Here is a 22,017-nt window from a genome sequence, read left to right on the forward strand (position 1 = left end):
CCACCCGGTGAGCAGTGTCGTGCGGCGGCAGTACCTCGTCATAGACCTCAAGAGCTTCTACGCCAGCGTGGAATGCGTGGAGCGTGGGCTCGACCCACTCACCACGCGCCTGGTGGTGGCTGACCCCACGCGCACGCAGAAGACCATCTGTCTGGCCGTCTCTCCGGCGCTCAAGGCCCTGGGCGTGCGCAACCGCTGCCGCGTGTTCGAGATACCTCGTACGCTCGACTATCTGATGGCTCCGCCGCGCATGGCGCTCTACATCGAGCGTTCGGCTGACATCTATGCCATCTACCTGCGCTACGTGAGCCCCGAGGACATCCACGTGTACTCCATCGACGAGGCCTTCCTCGATGTGACGGGCTACCTTGGCCTCTACGGCTGCACGGCGCGTGAGCTGGGTGAGCGCATCCGCGAGGACGTGGTTGCCCACACGGGCATACCGGCGACGTGTGGGGTGGGCACCAACCTCTACCTGGCCAAGGTCGCCCTGGACATCACGGCCAAGCACAGCGTGGACTTCTTTGGGGAACTTACGGAGGAGACCTATCGCCAGATGCTCTGGAGCCATACGCCCATCACGGACTTCTGGCGCGTGGGGGGCGGGACGGCGCGTCGCCTTGCGGAGAGGGGCATCCATACGATGGGACAGCTGGCACTTGCTCCCAAGGAGTCCCTGTACCAGGCCTTTGGCGTGGACGCCGAGATTCTCATCGACCACGCCTGGGGCGTAGAGCCCGTGACCATGGCCGACATCAAGGCCTATCGCTCGCAGGGCCAGAGCCTCTCCAATGGCCAGGTGCTGGGGCACGACGTGGGCTTCGAGGCGGGCCTCGTCATCATGAAGGAGATGTGCGACACGCTCTCCCTGGAGCTCGTGGACCGTGGGCTCGTATGCACCTCCGTGGGGCTCATGGTGGGCTATCGTCTGGGCAAGGAGGAGCGGCGTGCGCTCATGGAACAGGTGGGTTCTGGTGGGGATGGCCCTCGGTTCCACGTGCACCGGGGCGAGTGTGCGGACCATGGTTCGGCCGCGCTGCCCTTTGCCACCAGCTCGCTCCACGAGCTCTGGAAGGTGGCGGTGCCGCTCCTCTCGCAGCTGGCGGACGGGCGTCGACGCATCCATCGCCTGTACGTCACCCTTGGTGGCGTGCGGCCCGAGGACGCCGCGGGTGCCCAAGAGAGCCTCTTCAGGGATGCCGAGGAGCTTGCCCGTGAGCGCAGGAAGCTGGAGGCCGTGAGCGCCATCAAACGACGCTTTGGCAAGAACTCGCTGCTCAAGGGTATCGACCTTCTGCCTGAGGCCACGGCGCGCGAGCGTAACGAGCAGATAGGGGGCCATCGCAGTGGAGCGACCGTCCGATGACTTCTATACACGTCATCCGCGCATGGATCTCTCCCTGCGCGCCAAGATCTTCATCCCCTTTGAGCCGCTCAGGGGCTTTCGTGCCGCGCTTGCGGAGCGGGAGCGTCGTGCGGCCACCATGCCGCGCGAGGATCTTTCACAGGAGCGACGCGAGCGGCTGTCCGCTACGATCCGCCAGCTTGCCCCTGGCGACATGGTGCTCGTACGGCATTATGCGCGTGACCGCTACGAGTGGATGCGGGGCCTGGTGACAAAGGTCAGCGAGGCGGACGCCTGCCTCTGGGTGGCGGGGACGCGCATGGCCTTTGGGGACATCGCGGAGCTGGAGCGGCTGGAGGGCTCTGCCTCCTGATGCTTCTTTTGCGCAAAGGGGCCTCGGCGCAGCTTGGGTGGGGATAATCGTAACCATTGCATCCGATGCACGTGGAATGGGAGAGGGCATGGCACGCACGTTTAGGGACGAGAGGGACTACCGCGACGTCCAGGAAAACGCCCGCGGGTCGTGGGGCCTCACGCTCGCAGGCCTGCTGCTCATGGGTGTCGGGATCTTCGTCTGTGCCACGGGCGACTTGGCACACATCCTCGTGCTGATGCTGGTCGTGGTGCTCCTGCTGGGTGGCGTGGCCCTGCTCTATGTGGGCTCGTCACTGCGCAAGGATGCTCGCAACGCCCTCCTGCGCCATCAGGAGATGGAGGATCCTTGGGGGTCGGGGAAGTGACTCCCCGAGTGCCCAGCTACCGGTTTCCTAGCCCTTGAGCCCGGTGGCGCCCCTCACGCTGTAGAGCGGCACGAAGGGCAGCAGGATGGGCGTCGAGCGCACGTAGGCCTGGTAGGCGGGGTCGCCACCATAGCTCCTGCCCTGCCTGAGCTCCAGGCGACGCGCGCCGCCAAACATGACGTAGACGATGGCGACATATCCCACGAGCGCGCAGGCCCACTGGGAGACGTCCGCATACACTGCGGCGCCCGAGACGAACACCCCCGTCCACATGAGCACCTCGCCCAGGTAGTTGGGACAGCGCACGAAGGAGTACAGCCCACGGTCGCAGAAGCGCCCCGGCCTCGTGCGCTTCTGTACGGACTTCTGCAGGTCGGCGATGCTCTCAAGCACGATGCCCCCACACATGAGCGCCAGGCCGACGAGGGAGGGGGCATCCGCGGGAGAGCCCGCCTGGAGCCTGGAGAGCACGGGCGATGCCTGACAGGCACACATGACGGCACACGCGACCCAGATGACCATCTGGATGGGCAGTCCCAGATCCGAGCCATCATTGACCTGCGTGGCCGCCACGTGGCGGTACGCTGCCGAGCGACGTTCGCGCACGAGCAGGTAGATGGCTAGACGCGGCCCATAGGCCATCAGCAGCAGACACATGAGGACGCTGGCGGGGCCGAGGGACGCATGGAACCATGCCAGCAGGAGCATGCCCCCTGCGGCAATGGAGAGGCCATATCCCAGCGAGATGAACCACACGAACCTATGAAAGCCGATGGAGCTGACCACCAGGCTCAGGATGACGAGTGTCGCGACGCCCATGAGGCCTCCCGATCGTTCCATTTCCGTTGGCAACCCCCGTAGCGTAGCCAGTTTTGGCCATCACTCAATGAGCCAAATATACCGTGAGGATGGGGGAGAGCCGCAAGGATGGATGACAGGGGGGACCTTCCCCCAGGGCTCACCGTGGGGCTTGCCGTCGTTGATGCCGTGCCTGTGCTGTTGTTCTGCGGCAGCCCCCTCGCGCTTGTGGGCCATGTGGGCAGCGTCGCCTTCGTGCTGGGTGCCGTGCTGGTGGCAGTGGGTGGGGTGGGCAAGGTCGCCTGGAAGTTCGCGACTGCCTGTGCCAGGGAGAACGTGCCCCTGCTTTCGTGACGGATGCACGTCACCATGCCCATCGGCTTCCTGCTCATGACGGCCGGCGTCCTCGCAGCGGGCGACAGGTCCGTCGCCGTGGCGGCAAGGCTTTCCGCGGCGTCATGGGCGCTGCTGGTGGCGCGGCTTGCCTGCATGGTCGCGATGGGGGCTCTCGCGGTGCGAGCACGTCAGCGCGACGCTGCCAGCAACTGGGCCGAGCAGCCGGTGAACATCGCTGGGCGGGTAGCGCTGCTCGGCGCCATCATCGTCGCGTAGCCCGTCCGGGTGCGGACGGGCTACCTCGTCGTGCTCCGCGCACCCGATGAGTTCGAGGAGCTCCGAGGTCACCGCCTCCGGCGCCTCCTTGGGAAGGCTGTGGCCGGCATCGGGCACGACCACCTTGCGGACACGTGCCCCACCCGCACGCACACCGCACACGATGGCATCGGTCTCTGCGGGGACGATGCAGTCGAACTCGCCGACCATCACGGTGGTGGGGCAGACGATGGCTGCGAGCGAGACGGCATCGACATGGGGCTCGTCCAGCATGAGTTGCAGCAGGTCGGCTGTCATCTGTGCCTCGCCTGCCGTGGGGGTCAGGAGTGCGGGGTCAAGGATGCCGTCTGCAGGAAGCTCCTGCGCCCACCTCGCCCAGGCGCGCCGCGTGGCGATGGTGCCCCTGATGTCCCACCCGTCCTCCTCCATGACGCCCTCGGGCGTGAGGTTGGCACCTATGGAGAGGAGCGACGCCGCTGTCCTTGGGTGGTCGCGGGCGATGAGGAGCGCCTCGATAGCGCCGTCGGAGAAGCCCACGAGATGGGCTCGCTCGATGCCGAGCGCATCCAGGCAGGCGAGGGCATCGGCAGCCATGAGCTCGTAGGTGAGCGGTGCCGTGCCGCGGGTTGACTTTCCCTGCGCGCGCGAGTCGATGGCGATGGCAACGTGCCCGGAGGCGACCACGGCATCGATCTGGGGACCAAAGATGCCGTGCTCCTCGCCATTGCCGTGGAGGAAGAGCGTGGGCGTCCGTGCGCCCGAGCAGGTGCCATAGACGAAGGCGGCGACGCCTGCGCCGTCGGGCCTGCGCACGAGGCGCGCGGCCGTCGGCGTCGTCTGCGGTCGCTGGTACGAGCCGGGGAAGTGCGGCTGTGGTGGGACGGGAGGCATGCTCGTGGCAGGTGTGGGCATGAGCCTCCCCTCAGTCCTTGAGGCGTGGCTGCATGAGCCCCTGTTGGGCAGTCCACGCCTGTGCGTTAGGGTCGACACTGCATATGATGGAGCGAATGGCGCTCAGGGCATAATGCCGGGTGCTCTTGAGGCCGGTTGTGGAGTTGGTGGTTGTGGATGCCCTCACGATCGTATAGGCATCCGTCTCACTTGCGCGTATGGTTGCGACGCAATCGTCTCTCGTTTCCATTCGATATGGCAGGGCATTGTACTGTGGCAGCAGGAGGCAGAATGTGCCGACGCTGACGCGAGACTGGTCATCCACATCGAGCGCGATCTCATGGGCACATGGGTGGGAGCCGCCCCCCACACTGAAGGCGTCACCGAGACGTTCCATAAGCTCATGCCGATCGACATGGCAGAAGAATGTGAGCTGGGGCTGCAGAACATTGCCGTGGATGCGATGATTCGACATGCGTCCCTCCCTATATGGACTTGGCGAAGAAGTCCGTGCGGGGCGGGAGTTCCACGAGGGCATGGCCTGCGGCCGTCTCGCCTAGGGCCTCGGCCAGCCGCAGGGGCGTCCTGAAGGCGTTCTCCCAGCTGAAGAACGCCTCGTGTGGGAAGGCAAGGTGGTCGCAGATCCGCTCGCAGCCCCATGGTGCGGCGGCATGCATGAGCAGCGTCACGGTGCGCAGGGCGGCGAAGGCATTGGCGAGCGCATGCTCGTAGGCGGCATCGTTGCCCTTGGCAGCCTTGGACTCGTCCGTCCAGCGCCGGTTGGCAGCGCGGCAGAAGGCCTCCGCCACGGCAAGGGCGCCATGGGCGTCAAAGCCGTACGCGCGGCGCTCGAAGTCGAGCGTGGCCTCGGCGCAGGCGTCCACGACCTCCTCGTCCGCCTCGACGGTGGGCAGGTGCCCCTCGCACACGTTCTGTGCGCCATAGAAGCAGCTGCGGGCCAGCCGGTTGAAGATGTTCGTGAGGAAGGCCGACTCCTTGAGCGCTGGATCCGCGACGCGCGGGTCATCCCTCACCAGCACCTCCCTGCCGGTCCTCCTGTCCGTGTGGCTCACGCTCGTGTCATAGGGCTTGGGCGCGAACGAGACGGCCTTCTGGTCGAGCGCCAGGTTGAGCCAGTGGCAGCGCAGCTGCTCGGCGGTGTAGTGCCCCAGCAGCTCGGCGGCCAGGGGCGGCTGCGTGGCGCCCGAGCTGGATGCCTTCTTGCTCATGAACAGGATGTGATGGTTGGCCACGGGAATGTCCTGGCTGAGCCCCCAGTCGAGCGCCTTCCAGAGCGCGGGTTGCGCCACGCAGTAGAAGTAGATGTTGTCCTGGCCAATGAACTGGTAGACCTCGGCATCGTCGGCGCACCACCAGTCGCGCCAGTCGTTGCTGGAATAGCGGCCGTCCTCGGCCGTGGCGAGCACGGCCTGCGTAAAGGAGATGGGCGCCCATAGGCTCTCGGGCCAGCACCATACCGTAAGGCCGCTCGTGCCTTCGAGCTTTGGTGCGGGCACACCCCAATCGATGTTGCCCGTGATGCGCAGGGGCAGCAGCGTCTTGCCCGTGCGGAAGCGCACGCCTGCCGCCTCCAGCGTCCCGCGTGCCTCATCGCGATCTCGCCAGTTCCCGAACTCCAAGGAGAAGGATTGCTGGTTGCCCTCGGCCTCATGCAGGGTGTGGACGGGAAGCTTCCCCTCCATGGCCTCGAAGTCCGTGCGGAACTTGCTTTGGATGTAGATGACCGGCGCCACGAGCGACTCGCGCACGGTCTTGGTGACGATGGGTCTCACCTGTGGGTTCACGTCCCACTCGTCCATGAGGGCCTTGAGGGTGCCCTCGAAGGCGGGCAGGTCGAAGTACCAGTTGTCCACCGGGCGCAGCTCGGGCGTGGTGCCGGTGAGCTGCGAGACGGGGGCGATGAGCTCCTCGGGGTCGAACTGGTGACCCAATTCGCACTCGTCGGCATAGGCCTTCTCGCTCCTGCAGCCGCGCACGGGGCAGCGGCCGATGACCTGGCGCCCGTTGAGGAACTGCCCGGCTGCGACGTCATAGAACTGGCGGGTGCTCATCCTGTGCAGGTAGCCCCGCTCGTACAGGCGCATGACGAGCGCTGCGGAGAGTCGCGCGTGAAAGTCGCGCGCGGGCTCCAGGCCCGAGCCGGCAAAGAGGTCCAGGCTGATGCCATAGGCGTCGAGGGCCCCCTTCTGAAGGTCGTGGTTCTCGCGCACGTAGTCGGTGATGGTGCCGGTGTAGCCCCCGCCCTCGCAGCGCTTGCGGTAACCCTCCATGATGGGGGAGCCGTAGCAGTCCGTGCCCGAGACGAAGAGCACGTTCTCGGCCCCGATGCGGTCGCGCAGGAAGCGCGCGAAGAAGTCCGCTGGTACGAAGACGCCGCCGACATGGCCAAAGTGCAGGCTCTTGTTGCCGTAGGGCATGCCGCCGGTGACAACGGCGCGACGGGGGAAGTGGGGGCGGTTCGTGATGTCTGGTGCCATGTGCGATCCTTCATGTGCATGCTGGGATGGGCCTGGGGGCGATTATCCCACAACGGGCACCATGGTCCCCGCTGGCTACAGGAGCATCACGAGCAGGCCCGAGAAGGTCGGGAGGCGGCGCGCCGTGAGCGTCTGCGTCGCACCGTCATAGTAGAGCTCCTCGGAGCCCTCGGGGGTGGAGCCACCGTAGCGCTGCCAGTCGGTATGCATGAGCACACGAAAGCTCGAGACGTCCGGCACCCTCACCTCGTAGTCGTCCTGGTCGATGCCCGAGAGGTTGAGCAGGCAGAGCACGCGCTCGTTCGCCCCGTCCGTCCGCTCGAAGGCATAGCAGCTGCGCTCCACGCTCGAGACGTCGCGCCACACGAAGCCATCATCTGCGTAGTCATGCCGCCACAGGGCGGAGTGATCAAGGTAGACATGGTTGAGGTCACGACAGAAGTGCCAGTAGGCCTCATGCGTGGGGATATCTCGCATGAACCAGTCCTGCTCGCGACGCTCGTCCCACTCGCGCAGCTGTCCCACCTCCGAGCCCATGAAGGAGAGCTTCTTGCCGGGATGTGCCAGCTGGTAGAGGTAGAGGGTGCGCGCCTGGGGGAACTTGTCGTCGAGCTCGCCCCACATCTTCTGCAGGATGGTGCCCTTGCCATGCACCACCTCGTCGTGGCTGAGCGGCAGGAGGTAGCGCTCGGTTGCGAAGTACATCATCGAGAAGCTCAGCTTATGGTAGCTCCCACCACGGAAGAGCGGATCCATCTGGAAGAGCTCCAGCGTGTCATGCATCCAACCCATGTCCCACTTGTAGTCAAAGCCCAGGCCACCAACGCTCGTGCTGGCTGTGGTGCCCCTGAAGTCCGTGGAGTCCTCGGCAACGAGGAGGCAGCCGGGATGGCGCCGTTTGAGGCCACCGTTCATGCGCTTGAGGAAGTCGAGGGCGTTGCCGTTGACCCCGCGGCTCTCATCTCCCTGCCAGTAGATGATGCGGCTGATGGCGTCCATGCGCAGGCCGTCGAAGTGGTAGTCGGCAAGCCACATGTTGGCGCTCGATTGCATGAAGCTGCAGCTCTCGCCACGGGAGTACATGAAGTTGTGGCTGCCCCACTCGGAGACGCCCACGGCATCGTTAGGGTACTCGAAGAGCGGCGTGCCGTCGTAGTCGGCCAGGCCATAGGCATCCGTGGCAAAGTGCACGGGAACGATGTCCAGGATGCAGCCGATGCCCGCCTGGTGAAGCGTGTCTATGAGGAACATGAGCTGGTCGGGAGTGCCAAAGCGGCTCGTGGGGGCAAAGTAGCCGGTGGGCTGATAGCCCCACGAGCCATCAAAGGGATGCTCGTTCAGGGGCATGAACTCCACATGGGTGTAACCCATGTCACGTACGTAGCTGGCCAGGGGTTGGGCTACCTCGTCGTAGCGATACCAGTCGGCGGGGTCATCGGAGGGCTGGTCGCCTGAGCGCTTGCGCCATGAGCCCAGGTTGAGCTCGTAGATGTTCAGGGGTCGGTCGCGGCGATCCGTGCGTGCGGCCATCCATGCCTGGTCGCTCCAGGCATATGAGGGACTGCAGATGATGGAGCGGTGGGCGGGACGCAGCTCCATCTGGCGGCCATAGGGGTCGGCGTGATCCGTGAGGCTGCCGCCGTGATGGATGCGGAACTCGTAGTGGTCGCCCTCATGGGCGCCCGCAACCTCCACCTCCCAGAAGTTGCTGTCATGGGCCTTGTGCAGATCGATCTCGCGCACGCCTCCACCGCCGTCCAGGAGCAGCTGGATGCGCGAGGCTGCGGGCGCAAAGGTCCTGAAGACGACGCCCGTGGGCGTGAGATGCGCCCCCAGGAAGTCCTGTGCCTGGAATTCCGTGCCCATATAGAAGCCGTGTAGGTCCATGAGAGCCGCCTTTGGTGTGAGGCCGAACGTTGCAGGTCATGCGAGGGGCATGGCTCCACCCCACGTTATAGCCCCTTTGGGCGTCCCCTTCCATAGGTCGCGGGCGCCTACCCCTCCTGTGGGCGCCTTTCTCCCGCGTGCGACCATCGTGTGGGTGCCTTCTGCTGCAAGTGGGTGCGGCTCCCCATCCACACGGTGTCACGAAGGGTACCTACGCAAGGCACCCTCACGCCGCCATACGAGCCGACCGCGCGAGGGGCCCGTGGCGTGATGGCTGTGAAAAGTGGCTGCGGGAGGAGACCATGAGGGATGTCAGTGGCGGGTACAATGACAGGCATGGACACTCTCTTCTCAAGCGTCGAGCGCCACAGGCGCACCGCCAATGCGCCGCTGGCCGCGCGCATGCGCCCCCAGACCCTCGATGGCTACGTGGGCCAGGCACAGGCCGTTGGCGAGGGTTCGTGGCTGCGTCGCGCCATCGAGCACGACACGCTCTCGTCCGTCATCCTCTACGGGCCGGCCGGCACGGGCAAGACCACGCTTGCGCGCATCATTGCCAACACCACGCATGCGGAGTTCGTGGAGGTCTCGGCCGTCACGGGTACGGTCAAGGACCTCCGACGCGAGGTGGACGCCGCCGAGCAGCGACTGCTCATGCAGGGTCGGCGCACGATACTCTTCGTGGACGAGATCCACCGCTTCAACCGCTCGCAGCAGGATGCCCTGCTGCATGCCGTGGAGGATCGCACCGTGGTGCTCGTCGGGGCGACCACCGAGAACCCCTACTTCGAGGTCAACTCGGCCCTCATCAGCCGCTCGCGCGTGGTGGAGCTGGTCCCCCTCGACGACGGGTCGCTCCGCACGCTGGTGCGCCGGGCCCTCGCCGACGAGCTTGGCCTCAAGGGCGCCTTCACCATCACGGACGAGGCCCTGGACGAGGTCATCATCCTGGCCGGGGGAGACGCGCGCGCCGCCCTCACGTCCCTGGAGCTTGCCAGCCAGATGGCCGCTCCGGGCGGCAACGTCGATGCTGCCAGTCCTGAGTCACCCGTCGCCATCGGGCTCGAGCATGTGCACGAGGCCAACCCCCGTCGTGGCCTCTCGTACGACAGGGCCGGCGACATGCACTACGACGTCATCTCCGCCTTCATCAAGTCCATGCGGGGCAGCGATCCGGACGCCGTGCTCTACTGGCTGGCCCGCATGATCGATGCGGGGGAGGACCCCAAGTTCATCGCCCGGCGCATCCTCATCCAGGCATCCGAGGACGTGGGCAATGCCGACCCGCAGGCGCTGCTTGTGGCGGAGGCCGCCTTTCGGGCGGCTGAGGTCATCGGCTACCCGGAGTGCCGCATCAACCTGGCGCAGGCCGCTCTCTACGTGGCCCTCGCGCCCAAGTCCAATGCCGCCGAGGCGGGCATCGACGCGGCCCTCCAGGAGGTGCGCGAGGGACCTCGCCGCGAGGTTCCCAACCACCTGCGCGACCGTCATCGTCCCGGCTCCGAAGCCTATGGCACCTACCTCTATCCGCACGACTATCCCGAGGGGTGGGTGCCCCAGCAGTACCTGCCGGACGGTCTGGAGAGGGGTGCGTTCTACCATGCGAGCCCACGTGGCTGGGAATCATGGCGCATCGATGCGACGGCGCGTGACCGAGCCGATGAGCCTGCCGGCGAGCGTGGTGGCGCCATCCCGTCGGACGGCCGGTCCGATGAGGTGACTGCCTTGGATACTCCCCCGCCGGCATCCTAGAGACTCCCGCTTGGGTAGAATGGGCACAGAGGCGCTTGCGCCAGCAAGTCAGACAGCCGCATGACGCGGCGGAAATGGGGACATCATGCAGCTCGATCCTCTGCAGATAGTACTTGTCGTTCTCGTGCTTGCGGCCGTCTGGGCGGTGGTGGAGCTTGCGCTTACCCTGCGGCATGCGCGCGCCTCCGTGGATGAGGTCACCCGTACGGCCAACGAGACCATCGAGCAGGTCCAACCCGTGATCGCCAAGCTCGACGGTGTCATGGATGACCTCCAGCCCGCCATCAAGCAGGTCGACCCCCTGGTCGAGCGTGTTGGCGACGCCGTGGACAGTGCCAATGAGAGCCTGGGGAGGGTGAATGGCATCCTAGGTGACGTCTCGAGCGTCTCGAGCACGGCCGCGGATGTCACGGACATGGTGAACGGCGTGGCGACCAGTGCCGCCGCCGGTGTGACCAACGTCATCAACCGCATCTCTGGCAAGGATGGCGGCGCGGGCAGGCATGCCGCCCGGCTGAGGGGCGAGGGCGCGTCTGTGGAGGATGTGGACGCGCAGGGCGGTGGCGGCCAGCCTGCCCATACCGTGCGATACGTTACCTACGGACAGGACACGGGCGGCCAGGCCCCTCATGCCGCCGCATCGAGCGACACGGACGCGTCCGCGGACCCAACCAAGAGCCAAGCATAAGGAGCTGTACCAATGCAAGAGAAGACCGTTCGCCTCTCGGTCCCTGCAGAGGCGGGATATGCGCGCGCCGTCCGTATGATGGCGTCCAACCTGGCCGTCGTCTGCTGCATGAGTGTGGATGACGTGGAGGATGTGCGCATGGCCGCGGAGGAGGGCTTCGTCTACAGCTGCGCCACGGCCCCCGCGGTCTGTGACATCACGTTCACGCTGTCAGAGGGCTCCGTTGCCATGGACTTTGCCCTGGGTGATGCCGAGCCGGAGGTCATCGAGGCCGCCGGTGTGGACCTCACCCTCGCGGAGCTCCTGCTGCAGGCCGTGTGCGACGACTTTGCCGTCACAGGCGGGGGCGTGCTTCACCTTGAGAAGACGGTAGGCGCCGCCCATGCCTAACGAGTGGGAACAGACAACGGTGGATGCGTCCACCGCTGGCGAGGAGTCCGCGCGCGCGGAGCGCGCGCGGCGGCGCAGCCTCACACGCCGGGTGCCCAAGGGCAAGCTCGCCTGGGACAAGGGGCGCACGCACGAGCTCTTCCGCCGCTACAAGGAGGAGGGAGACGAGGACGCACGCCAGCAGCTCATCGTGAGCCACCTCAACCTCGTCCGCTTCCTTGCCTCCAAGTTCAAGAACAGGGGGGAGTCGCTCGACGACCTCATCCAGGTGGGCACCATCGGCCTCATCAAGGCCATCGACCGCTTCGACATCTCGCGTGGCCTGGAGTTCACCACCTTTGCCACGCCCACCATCATGGGTGAGATCCGTCGCCACTTCCGCGACAAGGGCTGGTCGGTGCGCGTGCCGCGTCGGCTGCAGGAGCTCTCGGCCAAGGTCAACCAGATGACGGACGAGCTGACGAAGCGCCTGCAGCGCAGCCCCACCGTGGAGGAGATCGCCCAGGAGCTCGACACCTCGGTGGACGAGGTGCTGGAGGCCATGGAATCCTCGAGCGCCTACAGCTCCGTGCCGCTCGAGGCGGGTGGCGCCGCCGATGACGAGGCGCCCTCGATACTCGACCGCTACGTCTCCGAGGACAGGGACCTTGCCGCCTCCGACGACCGCATGGCCATCGAGGAGGCCGTGCGGGACTTCTCCCCACGCGAGCAGGACATCATCCGCATGCGCTTCATCGAGGGACTCACCCAGGTGGAGATCGCCGATAAGTTGGGCATCTCGCAGGTGCAGGTATCGCGCCTGCTGAGGCGCACGCTCAAGAAGCTGCAGGAGAGGATTGACCCAGAGATCGTGGGCGGCGTCACGTCCTAGCAGCGCCGCCGCTTCGTCGTGCCCTCATGCGGCACGGGAGAGGGGAGACGTGAACGACACAGAGGGAGACGAGCGCTTGGGGCGGGCGCGCCTGGTGGGCATGCGCACATGGGCGGCCCTGGGCTGCTGCGGCCTCATCGGCGTCGCCCTGCTGGTGCTGGGGCGCATCGTCCCCGCCCTCGAGCTGCTGCTGGTGGGCGTGGTCATTGGGTTTGTCTGCAGTCCCATCACCAACGCGCTGGAGCGACGGGGCATCGGCCGTGCGCTGGGCGCCTTCATAGCGCTGCTGGTGTTCCTGGTCGTGCTTGTGGCCGCAGCCGTGCTCATCTTCCCGCCCTTCGTGAGCCAGCTCATCGAGGTGCTCCAGCATGTGCCCGCCTACGTGGGGCAGTTCCGCAGCGCCTTCAACGACTTCTGGCGGCAGCACGGCACGTCCGAGACGGCCAACCTCCAGCAGGGCCTCAGCCAGTACCTCAACACCTTTGCGGGCGCGGGCACCACCGCCGCCTCGAGCCTGGCGGAGGGCATCACCAATGGCATCGTGAACAACGTCATCGTCACGGCGAACAACATCTTCACGTTCTTTCTGGGTCTCGTGGTGGCCTACTGGCTGGCCAAGGACTATCCCACCATCGCCCGTGAGCTCTCTGTCATTGCGGGGCCAAGGCACGAGGGCGAGCTCTCCGTGATGCTGGCCGTCATGAGCCGTGCGATGGGCGGCTACATGCGCGGCATCGTCATCACGTCCGCCATTGCGGGCGTGCTGTCCTTCCTGGGCTTTGCCGCCATCGGACATCCCTACGCGAGCCTCATGGGCATCACCATGGGGGTGCTCCACTTCATCCCGGTCATCGGTCCCTGGGTCGCCGCGGCCCTCACCGCCCTGCTGGCGCTCTTCGTGTCGCCGCTGCTGTCCCTCGCCTCCATCCTGGTGTCGGTCGTCGTGCTCAACGTGACGGACAATCTCATCTCGCCGCTCGTCATGCGCTCGGCCGTCAAGATCCATCCGGTGCTCTCGCTGCTCGGCATCGTGATCGGCAGCGCGGTCGGCGGCGTCCTGGGCATGATGCTTGCCATACCGCTCACAGCCGCCGTGAGGTCGCTGTTCGTGTACTACTTCGAGCGGCACACGAACCGCCAGCTCGTGAGCTACGACGGCGCGCTCTTCCAGTCCACGCCCTTCCGGGATGACCACGGCGCCATCCAGCCCTCCTTCGATGCGCTCGACGACGACAAGTTCTTCGAGTCGACGCTTTTGGTCAATCCCGACAAGCCACCGGTGGCCGTGGCTGCGGAGCGGCCGCACGGCACGCATCGCTCGCTGGGCGAGCACCTCGCGGACCTGGTGGCTGCCGCACGGCGCCACGGTGGTCCCAAGGGCGGCGACACCCATGGTGATTCAGAGCAGGCGCCGCCTCCCCCTGCGCCGTGAGCTTCCTTTTTCCTCGCGGGAGTCTATCCTTATGGCGTTTGAACGCACGGGACGGCACGCGAGGAGAACCATGACCAGCGCTGACTACAAGACCATGACCACAGCTGAGGTCCGCGAGGACTTCCTCGCGTTCTTCGAGGGCAAGGGCTGCAGGCTCTATCCCTCCTCCTCGCTCGTCCCCGAGGATCCGTCGCTCCTGCTCGCCAACGCCGGCATGAACCAGTTCAAGGAATACTACCAGGGCCTCAGGACCATGCGGGAGATCGGGGCCACCTCCTGCCAGAAGTGCCTGCGCACCAACGACATCGAGAACATCGGTGACGCCAGCCACCTCTCCTTCTTTGAGATGTTGGGCAACTTCTCGTTCGGCGGCTACACCAAGGCCGATGCCATCGCCTGGGCCTGGGAGTTCATCTCGAGCCCCGAACATCTGGGCCTGCCCAAGGACCGCCTGTACATGACCGTCTTCGAGGATGATGACGAGGCCGTGGAGCTCTGGCATGCCCAGGGCGTGGCGTACGACCACATATCCCGTCTGGGTGCCGACGACAACTTCTGGGCCGCGGGCCCCTGCGGCCCCTGCGGCCCCTGCTCCGAGATCTACTTCGACCTGGGGCCAGAGTTTGCGGGGGAGCGACCTGGCGACGATGGTCCGCGCTTCCTGGAGTTCTGGAACCTCGTGTTCACGCAGTACGATCGCCAGGAGGACGGCTCCCTGCAGGAGCTGCCCCACCGCAACATCGACACGGGCATGGGGCTGGAGCGCATCGCCGCCATCATGCAGCATCAGGCCTCCAACTACGAGGGTGACATCCTGCGCTCGCTCATCGCCGTGGGAGAGGGGCTCGCGGACGTGCGCTACCACGACTCCGCCGCCACGGACAGGAGCCTGCGCATCCTGGCCGACCACTCCCGTGCCGTCACCTTCATGATCGGCGACGGCATCCTGCCCTCCAACGAGGGCCGCGGCTACGTGCTGCGCCGTCTGCTGCGCCGCGCGGTGTACCATGGCCGCCTCATGGGCATCAGGGGCGGCTTCCTCACCACCTACTCCGCCGAGGTCATGCGCCTCATGGCCGACGTGTACCCGGCGCTCACCGAGAACAGGGCGCTCATCGAAGGCATCATCACCGCCGAGGAGGAGCGCTTCGGCGCCACGCTCGATGCGGGCGAGGCCAGCCTTACCGAGGAACTCAGCCGCCTGGGCGCGGGTGAGGCCCTCTCCGGTGACATGGCCTTCAAGCTGCATGACACCTATGGCTTCCCCATCGACCTCACCTGCGAGATCGCCCAGGGCGCGGGCCACGGCGTGGACATGGCCGCCTTTGATGCCCGGATGGAGGCCCAGAAGGAGCGCGCCCGCGCGAGCGCCAACCGTGACGCCTGGGGAAAGGCCGCCAGCGTGTGGGTGGCCCTCTCCGATCGTGTGCCCGAGACGCAGTTCGAGGGGTACGACTCCGACGAGCTCGCGGGTGCGCATGTACTGGCCATCGTGGACGCCAACGGCCAGGAGGTCTCGGTCGCCCATGTGGGCGATAGGGTGGACGTGGTGCTCGACCGCACGAGCTTCTACGGCGAGATGGGTGGCCAGGTGGGTGACACCGGCAAGCTCGTGGGCGATGCCGTGACCCTCGCCGTGAGCGACACCAGGCACCACGAGGGCGGGCTGGTGGCCCATGTGGCCGAGGTCACGGCTGGCGAGCTCATGGTGGGTGACATGGTGCGCTGCGTGGTGGACCACGGCCGCCGCGAGCTCATCCGCCGCAACCATACCGCCACGCACCTGCTGGACGCGGCCCTCAAGCAGGTCCTGGGGGAGCACGTGAGCCAGGCGGGCTCCCTGGTCGCCCCCGACCACCTGCGCTTCGACTTCACGCACTTCGAGGCCATGACGCCCGAGGAGATCGAGCGCGTCGAGGGGCTCGTGAACGCGGAGGTCTTCGCCGCCGAGCCAATCGTGACCCAGGTCATGGGCATCGATGAGGCCAAGGCATCCGGTGCCGTGGCCCTCTTTGGCGAGAAGTATGGCGACATGGTGCGCGTCGTCTCCACGGGAGACGCGGATGTGCCCTTCTCGCGCGAGCTCTGTGGCGGCACCCATGCGCATAACACCGCCGAGCTCGGGTTCTTCAAGATCGTCTCGGAGGGATCCGTGGGCTCCAACGCCCGCCGCATCGATGCCGTCACCTCGGCGGGCGCCCTGCAGTACGTGGACGAGCGCCTGGGCCTGCTTGCTGGGGTGGCCCAGAGCCTCAAGTGTCGCCCTGCCGATGTCGCCGCCCGCGTGGCTGCGCTCGAGCAGGAGCTGCGCGATACCAGGCGACAGCTCGAGGACGTCACGACGGGCGCTTCCACGGGCCAGCTTGCCGACGCCCTTGCCCATGCCTCCCAGCTCGAGGGCTATCGCTGCGTCTTTGCCAAGCTCAAGGGTCCCTCGGGCAAGGAGCTCAGGAGCGTGTGGGACGCCATCCGCGACGGCGCGGGCGAAGGGCCGGTGGCCTGCGTGGTGGCCTCCTCCACGCCCGATGGCAAGGTCGCGCTGCTCGCGGCCGCAACCGATGCGGCCGTCTCGGCGGGCTTCCATGCCGGTGACGTCATCAGGTACATCGCCGACAAGGTCGATGGTCGCGGCGGTGGCAGGCCCACCATGGCGCAGGCCGGCGGTGCAGACGCCTCCGGCATCGACGCCGCCCTCGCCGCCGCCCGCGAGCTTCTGGGCGCCTGAGGTCCCATGAGGGCGTTGGCGCTCGACATAGGGGATGCGCGCATCGGGATTGCCGCCACGGACGCGGGCGGCACGGTCGCCTCGCCCGTGAAGGTGCTGCCTGCCGCCGAGGTGCTCTCCCATGCCGCGAGCTTCCGGCGCATCCTTGAGGACGTCGAGCCCGACGTCCTCGTGTGCGGCCGGCCTCGGACGCTCTCGGGTGAGGATGGCCCCCAGGCTCGGAAGGCCATGGAGCAGGGACGCACCATCGCCGAGCGGGCGGGGCTGCCCGTGGAGTTTGTGGACGAACGCCTGAGCTCTGCCGAAGCCAAGCGCATCCTGCGCGCGGAAGGCCTGAGCGAACGGAAGATGCGCGGGCGCGTTGACATGGTGGCCGCCTCGCTCTTTCTTCAGACCTGGCTCGACGCACGAACCGACGATCAGCAAAGGTAGGGTTATGGCAACCAAGCACATGAGGTCCAGCGCACATACCCGGACAAGGCGTCCTTTGGGTACGGCACCGTCTCCCCGCGTGGCACGCGCACGCACGCATCGCGCCCGGCGCGAGCGCAGCACGAGGTCGCCTCTGCCCAAGCTCATCCTCGTCCTGGTGGCGCTCGTCCTCGTGGGCGTTGGCGGCTGCCAGGCGTGGCAGCGGCTCTTCCCGCCCGAGGAGGTCGGCGACGTCACGCCGGGCCAGGTGGTCACGGTGACCATCCCCGATGGCTCAGGCACGCAGGATATCGCCAATATCCTCTTTGAGGGTGGCATCATTGCCAAGCGGAGCGACTTCACGGGCGAGGTCAAGCGTCAGGATGCCGGTGCCAGCATGAAGAGCGGCACGTACGACATCGTGACGGGCGCCAACGTCGCCGATATCGTGCGCCTGCTGGTCTCCGGCCCCAACTCCAACGCCAAGAAGCTCACCGTGCCCGAGGGGCTCACCGTGTCGCAAACGGCCACGGCGGTGCAGACGGCCCTAGGCATCTCGACCGATGACTTCCTGGCCCAGGCAAAGGCGTCCAACTATGTGGATGACTACCCCTTCCTGTCCTCTGCGCAGAACGACTCGCTCGAGGGCTTCCTCTATCCCAAGACCTATGACCTCAGCGCCACGGACGGCTCGGCCGACGCGGTCATCCGCGCCATGCTTGACCAGTATCGGAGCGAGGTGATGTCCCTTGACCTCGCCAGTGCCGAGACGGGCATCGAGAGTGCCTACGGCATCACGATGAGCGACTATGACATCATCAACATGGCCTCCATCATCGAGAAGGAGGCGCACAGCGACGATGATCGACCCAAGATGGCCTCGGTGATGTGCAACCGCATGAAGGCTGGCATGCGCCTGCAGAGCGATGTGACCATCATGTATGTGACGGGCCGAGAGCCGACGAAGGACGACCTCGCCTCGCAGAGCCCCTACAACACCTACGTCAGCCAGGGGTTGCCGCCCACACCCATCTGTAGTCCCAGCATGGCGAGCATCAAGGCCGCCATGGCACCTGCCAGCACGAATTACCTCTATTGGTATTGGAATGGCTCCGAGACCGTGTTCTCCGAGACGTTCGAGCAGCACCAGCAGGCCCAGGGCAGCTAGGAGCGTGTCATGAGCATCCTGCATCCCAGCCGCTGCGTGGCCTCCATCGACCTCCTCGGCGTGGACGACCTCGTGCGCGATGGCGTACGGTGCGTGCTCTTTGACCGTGACAACACCTGCGTGCCACGCGATACAAGGCAGGCGCCGCCCGCGGTGGCCGCCTGGTTCCGTCGGGTGCACGAGGCGGGGATCTCCACGTGCATGGTGTCCAACAACATTCATACGCGGGCGGTCGAGGACTCGGCACGGGAGCTTGCGAGCCTGGTGGTGCACCATGCGCTCAAGCCCCTTCCCTGTGCCGTGCGAGCTGCCCTCAGACGCATGGGCGTCTCGGCGGCGGAGGCCGTCATGGTGGGCGACCAGGTGTTCACTGACGTCCTCGCGGGCAATCTCGCGGGCGTGCGCACCATCCTCGTGCGGCCACAGTCCGCGTGCGACCTCCCACACATGCGACTGGTGCGCCTCCTCGAGCACCGCGTCATTGGGGAGCGTCCCTTCGAGGGCGAATAGCGTCCCTCTCCGAGTCGTATGCAATTCTGCGCAGGGCTCTTCCGAGTCGTTCGCAATTGCGAACGACTCGCCACCGACAAAACCGCAGATAAAAATGTTATCTCATCATTGTATGGCAGTCAGTTCGCCCGATAAATTGCATACGACTCGGTGGGGAAGCGGAGAGAATTGCGAACGACTCGGGGCCATCCATTCCCGTTTGCTAGAATCAAGGCCGATAAGCATCAAGAGACGCACGGGGTCATCAACCACATGAGCGAACAGGACACGGGCTACGTGGTCCATAAGGGCTGCGACCATATCTTCTTTGTGGGCTTTCTGGGGGCGGGCAAGTCGACGCTTGCGCGCAACCTCGGTGGCCTCTTCAACCGTGACTTTGTGGACACGGACAAGCTCGTGGAGCGCGCGCGTCACATGAGCGTCTGCCAGATCTTCGAGTGCGACGGTGAGCGGCGCTTTCGCGACTATGAGGTCGAGGCGCTCGGTAAGCTTCGGAGCCGCAAGTCGCTGCTGGTGAGCTGCGGCGGAGGCATCGTGGAGGACGGCCGCTCCTGTGCCATCATGCACGAGATGGGCAAGGTCGTCTTTCTTGATGGGGATCTCGTGGACTCCCTGCGCCAGATCCGTCATCCTGAGCTACGGCCTGACTTTGGCTGCGTCGAGGATGCGCGCAAGCTGTACCAGGCACGTCGTCCCCTCTATCAGGGCGCCGCCGACATTACGATAGATATCAGGGGAAAGTCGTTCGAGCAGGTCTGCTCCCTTGCGGGGTGCGTGCTCTGGGAGGAGGGCCTGCTATGAGCAGGGCCATGCAGACGGTCAGGCAGTGGGTGCCTGCGTTGGGAGGAGCCTGCGAGGCGCGCATCGGCCACGGCACCATCGCGGACTGCGAGGCCGTGTTCAAGGGTGCCGTGGGCACGCCCCAACGGGCCGAGCTTATGGTTGGCAGCGGGACGAACGAGATGACCGAGGAGCTCGTGCGCCGCGAGTTGACGTCCGCGGGCTTCGTGGTCGAGCGGACGGAGGTGCCCTCAGGTTCCACGGCGCGTCAGCTCCAGGAAGCGTCTCGCCTTGTGGGGCGGCTCGACGCCCACCATGTGACCGCAGACGACCTCGTCGTGGCCATCGGCGACGCCGATGTGCTCTCGGTTGCCTCCAACGTCTGCGTCGCCTGGTGTGGCGGCGTGCAGATGGCTGCCATCCCCCTGGACCTCACGGCGCTCGTGGAGGTGGCACCCGCGCCGCGGGGCATCGACCTCGCCGCGCATGCCCAGGTGCTCTCGCCACGTCCCGCCTGCCGCTACCTGGTGGCCGACCTCGACCTTATGGACGTGTCGCCTACGGGTGAGACGACGCTTTGCGCGCGCGCCCTCATGGCGCAGGCGGCCATGGTGGACTCCGAGCAGTCCTTCTCACGCCTCTGGGACAGGAGCCTCGAGGTGACGCAGGGTCCCGACGCCGCGGAGGCGGACTCCGACGTGGATGCCGAGATCGATGCTGCTGTCGACGTTGTCTCCGACACGCTTGCGGAGCAGGCGGCCGACACGCTCAAGACGCGTGGGAGGATCGCGTCGTCCTCCGCCCTGGCCGTGCGCCAGGGCTTGCGTTACGGACGGGAGTTGGCGTATGCGCTGGGCGCCCTCACGGAGCTGCCCCTATCCACGCGCCTTGCCGAGGGGCTGCGCTTCTCGGCCCGCGTCTCGGCGGGCCTGGGCGTCCTGGGTGTGGATGACGTCCTTGCGCAGGACGAGCTGCTCGAGCGGCTTGGCCTGCCTCTGGCGGTCGCGCAGGTGGATGCCGCCGCCCTGCTCGAGCGCCTCAAGGCGGACGCGTTCCTGCACAGCAACCGCTTCCAGCTGGCCCTCCCACAGAGGATCGGCCGCGTGCGCCTGTCCAACGTGGATGACGCGCTGCTTGAGGAGCACCTTGGCGCCTGGTGTGCCGCGCGAGGTCGGTAGGGACCAGGACGCCCGTCACGGTACCATGGTCGCATGACCGGAAGGAGTGGTCGCATGACAGTCGCATCCCTGTGCGCACAGAGGGTGGCGCGCTTTCGCGCACTCATGGAGGAGCGCGGGTACGATGCCGTCATCCTGCGCAACAACCCCGATCTGCGCTGGCTGACCGGTGTGGAGCGGGTGTTCGACTCCGAGCAGGCGCACACTGCCTTCCTCACGCAGGATGGCCTCTGGCTTCACACGGACTCCCGCTACTACAACAGCTTCGTCGAACGCATGGGTACGGACGGCGTCTGGCAGCTCGACGGGGATGCCGTCGATGCCGTGGCCTGGGCTGCCGGGCGCGTCCTCAAGGCGCGCGCCCGCGTGGCGGCCGTCGAGGACACCTGCCCCCTTTCGTTCTTTGACGGTCTGCAGGCGGAGCTTGCCGCCCGCTCCATGAGCTGTCTGCTGCCGCGCCTGCACGGGGATCTTGTACGCCTGCGCATCGTCAAGGACCGGGAGGAGCTTGGCCTGCTCGCCAGGGCGCAGGAGGTCACCGATGACGCCTTCGACCATATCCGTGGCTACATCAAGGCGGGCCTCACCGAGCGGCAGATTCGTGCCGAACTCGAGCACTACATGCTCATGCATGGTGCGGATGCCCTCTCGTTTGACACCATCGTCGCCGCGGGCCCCAATGGTGCCAACCCCCATGCCAAGCCCAGCGACTACGTGGTGCGCGAGGGCGACCTGATCGTGATGGACTACGGCGCCGCCTACCACGACTATCATGCCGACATGACGCGAACGGTCTGCGTGGGGGAGCCCTCCGAGGAGCAACGCCACGTGTACGATGTGGTGCGCGAGGCCAACGAGGCCTGCGAGGCCGCCGCCAAGCCGGGCTGCATCGGTCGGGATATCCATGATCTGGCCGCGAAGGTTATCTCGGACGCGGGCTATGGACCGTACTTCGGCCATGGCCTTGGCCATGGTGTGGGCATCGAGATCCATGAGAGCCCGCGCCTCAGCCGCCTCTATGGCGATGAGGTGCCGGTGGGGTCCGTGATTACCATCGAACCAGGCATCTATCTGCCTGGCAGGTTTGGCATCCGCCTTGAGGACTGTGGCCACATGGCCGAGGACGGCTACCATCCCTTCGGCCGCTCCGCCCACGACCTGCTCAGAGTGGGGTAGCATCCGCACCCTTCCAATGAGGCACAGAGGGACGGTCGACCATCCCTTTGACGGATTTCCATCATGTTGTGACTGATGCAAACATTCCCTTGTCGTATACTGCAGGATGTGTGTAGCATTCATGGAGCGATTGCGTACAAATCGTGATTCATCATGCAATGCATC

Annotated in this window: 20 protein-coding genes; 16 read left to right on the plus strand and 4 right to left on the minus strand. The window is 66.2% G+C overall.

Annotated elements, in window-relative coordinates; genetic code table 11:
- Window positions 1–7: 7 nt before the first annotated feature.
- The 3 genes from J2S71_RS07820 (at window position 8) to J2S71_RS07830 (ending at window position 2,085) form a co-directional block, all read left to right on the plus strand.
- A complete protein-coding gene (locus tag J2S71_RS07820; RefSeq protein ID WP_307390483.1) occupies window positions 8–1,366 on the plus strand; it encodes a Y-family DNA polymerase in 1,359 nt (452 codons plus the stop codon).
- A gap of 22 nt (window positions 1,367–1,388) precedes the next feature.
- On the plus strand, window positions 1,389–1,718 hold the full coding sequence (locus J2S71_RS07825) for a hypothetical protein (RefSeq protein ID WP_307390485.1): 330 nt from the start codon (window positions 1,389–1,391) through the stop codon (window positions 1,716–1,718).
- Window positions 1,719–1,806: 88 nt separating this feature from the next.
- A complete protein-coding gene (locus J2S71_RS07830) occupies window positions 1,807–2,085 on the plus strand; it encodes a hypothetical protein (RefSeq protein WP_307390487.1) in 279 nt (92 codons plus the stop codon).
- A 27-nt stretch (window positions 2,086–2,112) separates the two neighbouring features.
- On the opposite strand, the gene J2S71_RS07835 is transcribed toward J2S71_RS07830, so the two are convergent.
- Window positions 2,113–2,904, minus strand: coding sequence for a DUF1295 domain-containing protein (locus J2S71_RS07835; RefSeq protein WP_307390490.1), 792 nt, complete (start codon window positions 2,902–2,904; stop codon window positions 2,113–2,115).
- 108 nt (window positions 2,905–3,012) lie between these two features.
- On the opposite strand from J2S71_RS07835, the gene J2S71_RS07840 reads away from it, so the two are divergent.
- The gene (locus J2S71_RS07840) at window positions 3,013–3,237 is read left to right on the plus strand and encodes a hypothetical protein (protein WP_307390493.1); all 225 of its coding nucleotides are present in this window, start codon (window positions 3,013–3,015) and stop codon (window positions 3,235–3,237) included.
- A 102-nt stretch (window positions 3,238–3,339) separates the two neighbouring features.
- Here the strand turns inward: J2S71_RS07840 and J2S71_RS07845 are convergent, their stop codons facing one another.
- The 3 genes from J2S71_RS07845 to glgB all read right to left on the minus strand — a co-directional run bounded on the left by J2S71_RS07845 (window position 3,340) and on the right by glgB (window position 8,771).
- Entirely contained in the window at window positions 3,340–4,407 is a 1,068-nt protein-coding gene (locus tag J2S71_RS07845; RefSeq protein WP_307390496.1) for an alpha/beta fold hydrolase, read from the minus strand.
- 464 nt (window positions 4,408–4,871) lie between these two features.
- Window positions 4,872–6,884, minus strand: coding sequence for a class I tRNA ligase family protein (locus J2S71_RS07850; RefSeq protein ID WP_307390499.1), 2,013 nt, complete (start codon window positions 6,882–6,884; stop codon window positions 4,872–4,874).
- Between the two features lie 75 nt (window positions 6,885–6,959).
- Window positions 6,960–8,771, minus strand: a complete 1,812-nt coding sequence (gene glgB / locus J2S71_RS07855) for a 1,4-alpha-glucan branching protein GlgB (protein WP_307390501.1) — start codon at window positions 8,769–8,771, stop codon at window positions 6,960–6,962.
- A gap of 336 nt (window positions 8,772–9,107) precedes the next feature.
- Between glgB and J2S71_RS07860 the strand changes: the two genes are divergently transcribed.
- From J2S71_RS07860 to J2S71_RS07915, 12 genes are all read left to right on the plus strand, one after another.
- Window positions 9,108–10,523 carry a replication-associated recombination protein A gene (locus J2S71_RS07860; RefSeq protein ID WP_084620796.1) on the plus strand — a complete coding sequence of 472 codons (1,416 nt, stop codon included), beginning with the start codon at window positions 9,108–9,110 and terminating at the stop codon, window positions 10,521–10,523.
- 85 nt (window positions 10,524–10,608) lie between these two features.
- The gene (locus J2S71_RS07865; protein ID WP_021725100.1) at window positions 10,609–11,211 is read left to right on the plus strand and encodes a DUF948 domain-containing protein; all 603 of its coding nucleotides are present in this window, start codon (window positions 10,609–10,611) and stop codon (window positions 11,209–11,211) included.
- Window positions 11,212–11,223: 12 nt separating this feature from the next.
- Window positions 11,224–11,601 (plus strand): hypothetical protein, encoded by a 378-nt coding sequence (locus J2S71_RS07870; RefSeq protein ID WP_021725093.1) that lies wholly within the window; start codon window positions 11,224–11,226, stop codon window positions 11,599–11,601.
- Entirely contained in the window at window positions 11,594–12,472 is an 879-nt protein-coding gene (locus J2S71_RS07875) for a SigB/SigF/SigG family RNA polymerase sigma factor (RefSeq protein WP_084620790.1), read from the plus strand. Before J2S71_RS07870 ends, J2S71_RS07875 begins: the two co-directional genes overlap by 8 nt.
- A 49-nt stretch (window positions 12,473–12,521) precedes the next feature.
- Window positions 12,522–13,904 (plus strand): AI-2E family transporter, encoded by a 1,383-nt coding sequence (locus J2S71_RS07880; protein ID WP_307390507.1) that lies wholly within the window; start codon window positions 12,522–12,524, stop codon window positions 13,902–13,904.
- 70 nt (window positions 13,905–13,974) lie between these two features.
- Entirely contained in the window at window positions 13,975–16,629 is a 2,655-nt protein-coding gene (gene alaS, locus J2S71_RS07885; protein WP_307390511.1) for an alanine--tRNA ligase, read from the plus strand.
- Window positions 16,630–16,635: 6 nt separating this feature from the next.
- Window positions 16,636–17,061, plus strand: a complete 426-nt coding sequence (ruvX, locus tag J2S71_RS07890; RefSeq protein WP_307390514.1) for a Holliday junction resolvase RuvX — start codon at window positions 16,636–16,638, stop codon at window positions 17,059–17,061.
- A 79-nt stretch (window positions 17,062–17,140) separates the two neighbouring features.
- Window positions 17,141–18,208: an endolytic transglycosylase MltG gene (mltG, locus tag J2S71_RS07895; protein WP_307390519.1), complete on the plus strand. Its 1,068-nt coding sequence runs from the start codon at window positions 17,141–17,143 to the stop codon at window positions 18,206–18,208.
- Window positions 18,209–18,217: 9 nt separating this feature from the next.
- Window positions 18,218–18,718, plus strand: a complete 501-nt coding sequence (locus J2S71_RS07900) for a YqeG family HAD IIIA-type phosphatase (protein ID WP_021725074.1) — start codon at window positions 18,218–18,220, stop codon at window positions 18,716–18,718.
- 252 nt (window positions 18,719–18,970) lie between these two features.
- Window positions 18,971–19,519, plus strand: a complete 549-nt coding sequence (locus J2S71_RS07905) for a shikimate kinase (RefSeq protein WP_021725078.1) — start codon at window positions 18,971–18,973, stop codon at window positions 19,517–19,519.
- Window positions 19,516–20,676, plus strand: coding sequence for a dehydroquinate synthase/iron-containing alcohol dehydrogenase family protein (locus J2S71_RS07910; protein ID WP_307390525.1), 1,161 nt, complete (start codon window positions 19,516–19,518; stop codon window positions 20,674–20,676). The genes J2S71_RS07905 and J2S71_RS07910 overlap by 4 nt, the downstream gene beginning before the upstream one ends.
- A gap of 54 nt (window positions 20,677–20,730) precedes the next feature.
- On the plus strand, window positions 20,731–21,852 hold the full coding sequence (locus J2S71_RS07915) for a M24 family metallopeptidase (protein ID WP_307390528.1): 1,122 nt from the start codon (window positions 20,731–20,733) through the stop codon (window positions 21,850–21,852).
- The last annotated feature ends 165 nt before the right edge of the window (window positions 21,853–22,017 follow it).

Source organism: Olsenella profusa DSM 13989 (assembly GCF_030811115.1).
Taxonomy (GTDB): domain Bacteria; phylum Actinomycetota; class Coriobacteriia; order Coriobacteriales; family Atopobiaceae; genus Olsenella_F; species Olsenella_F profusa.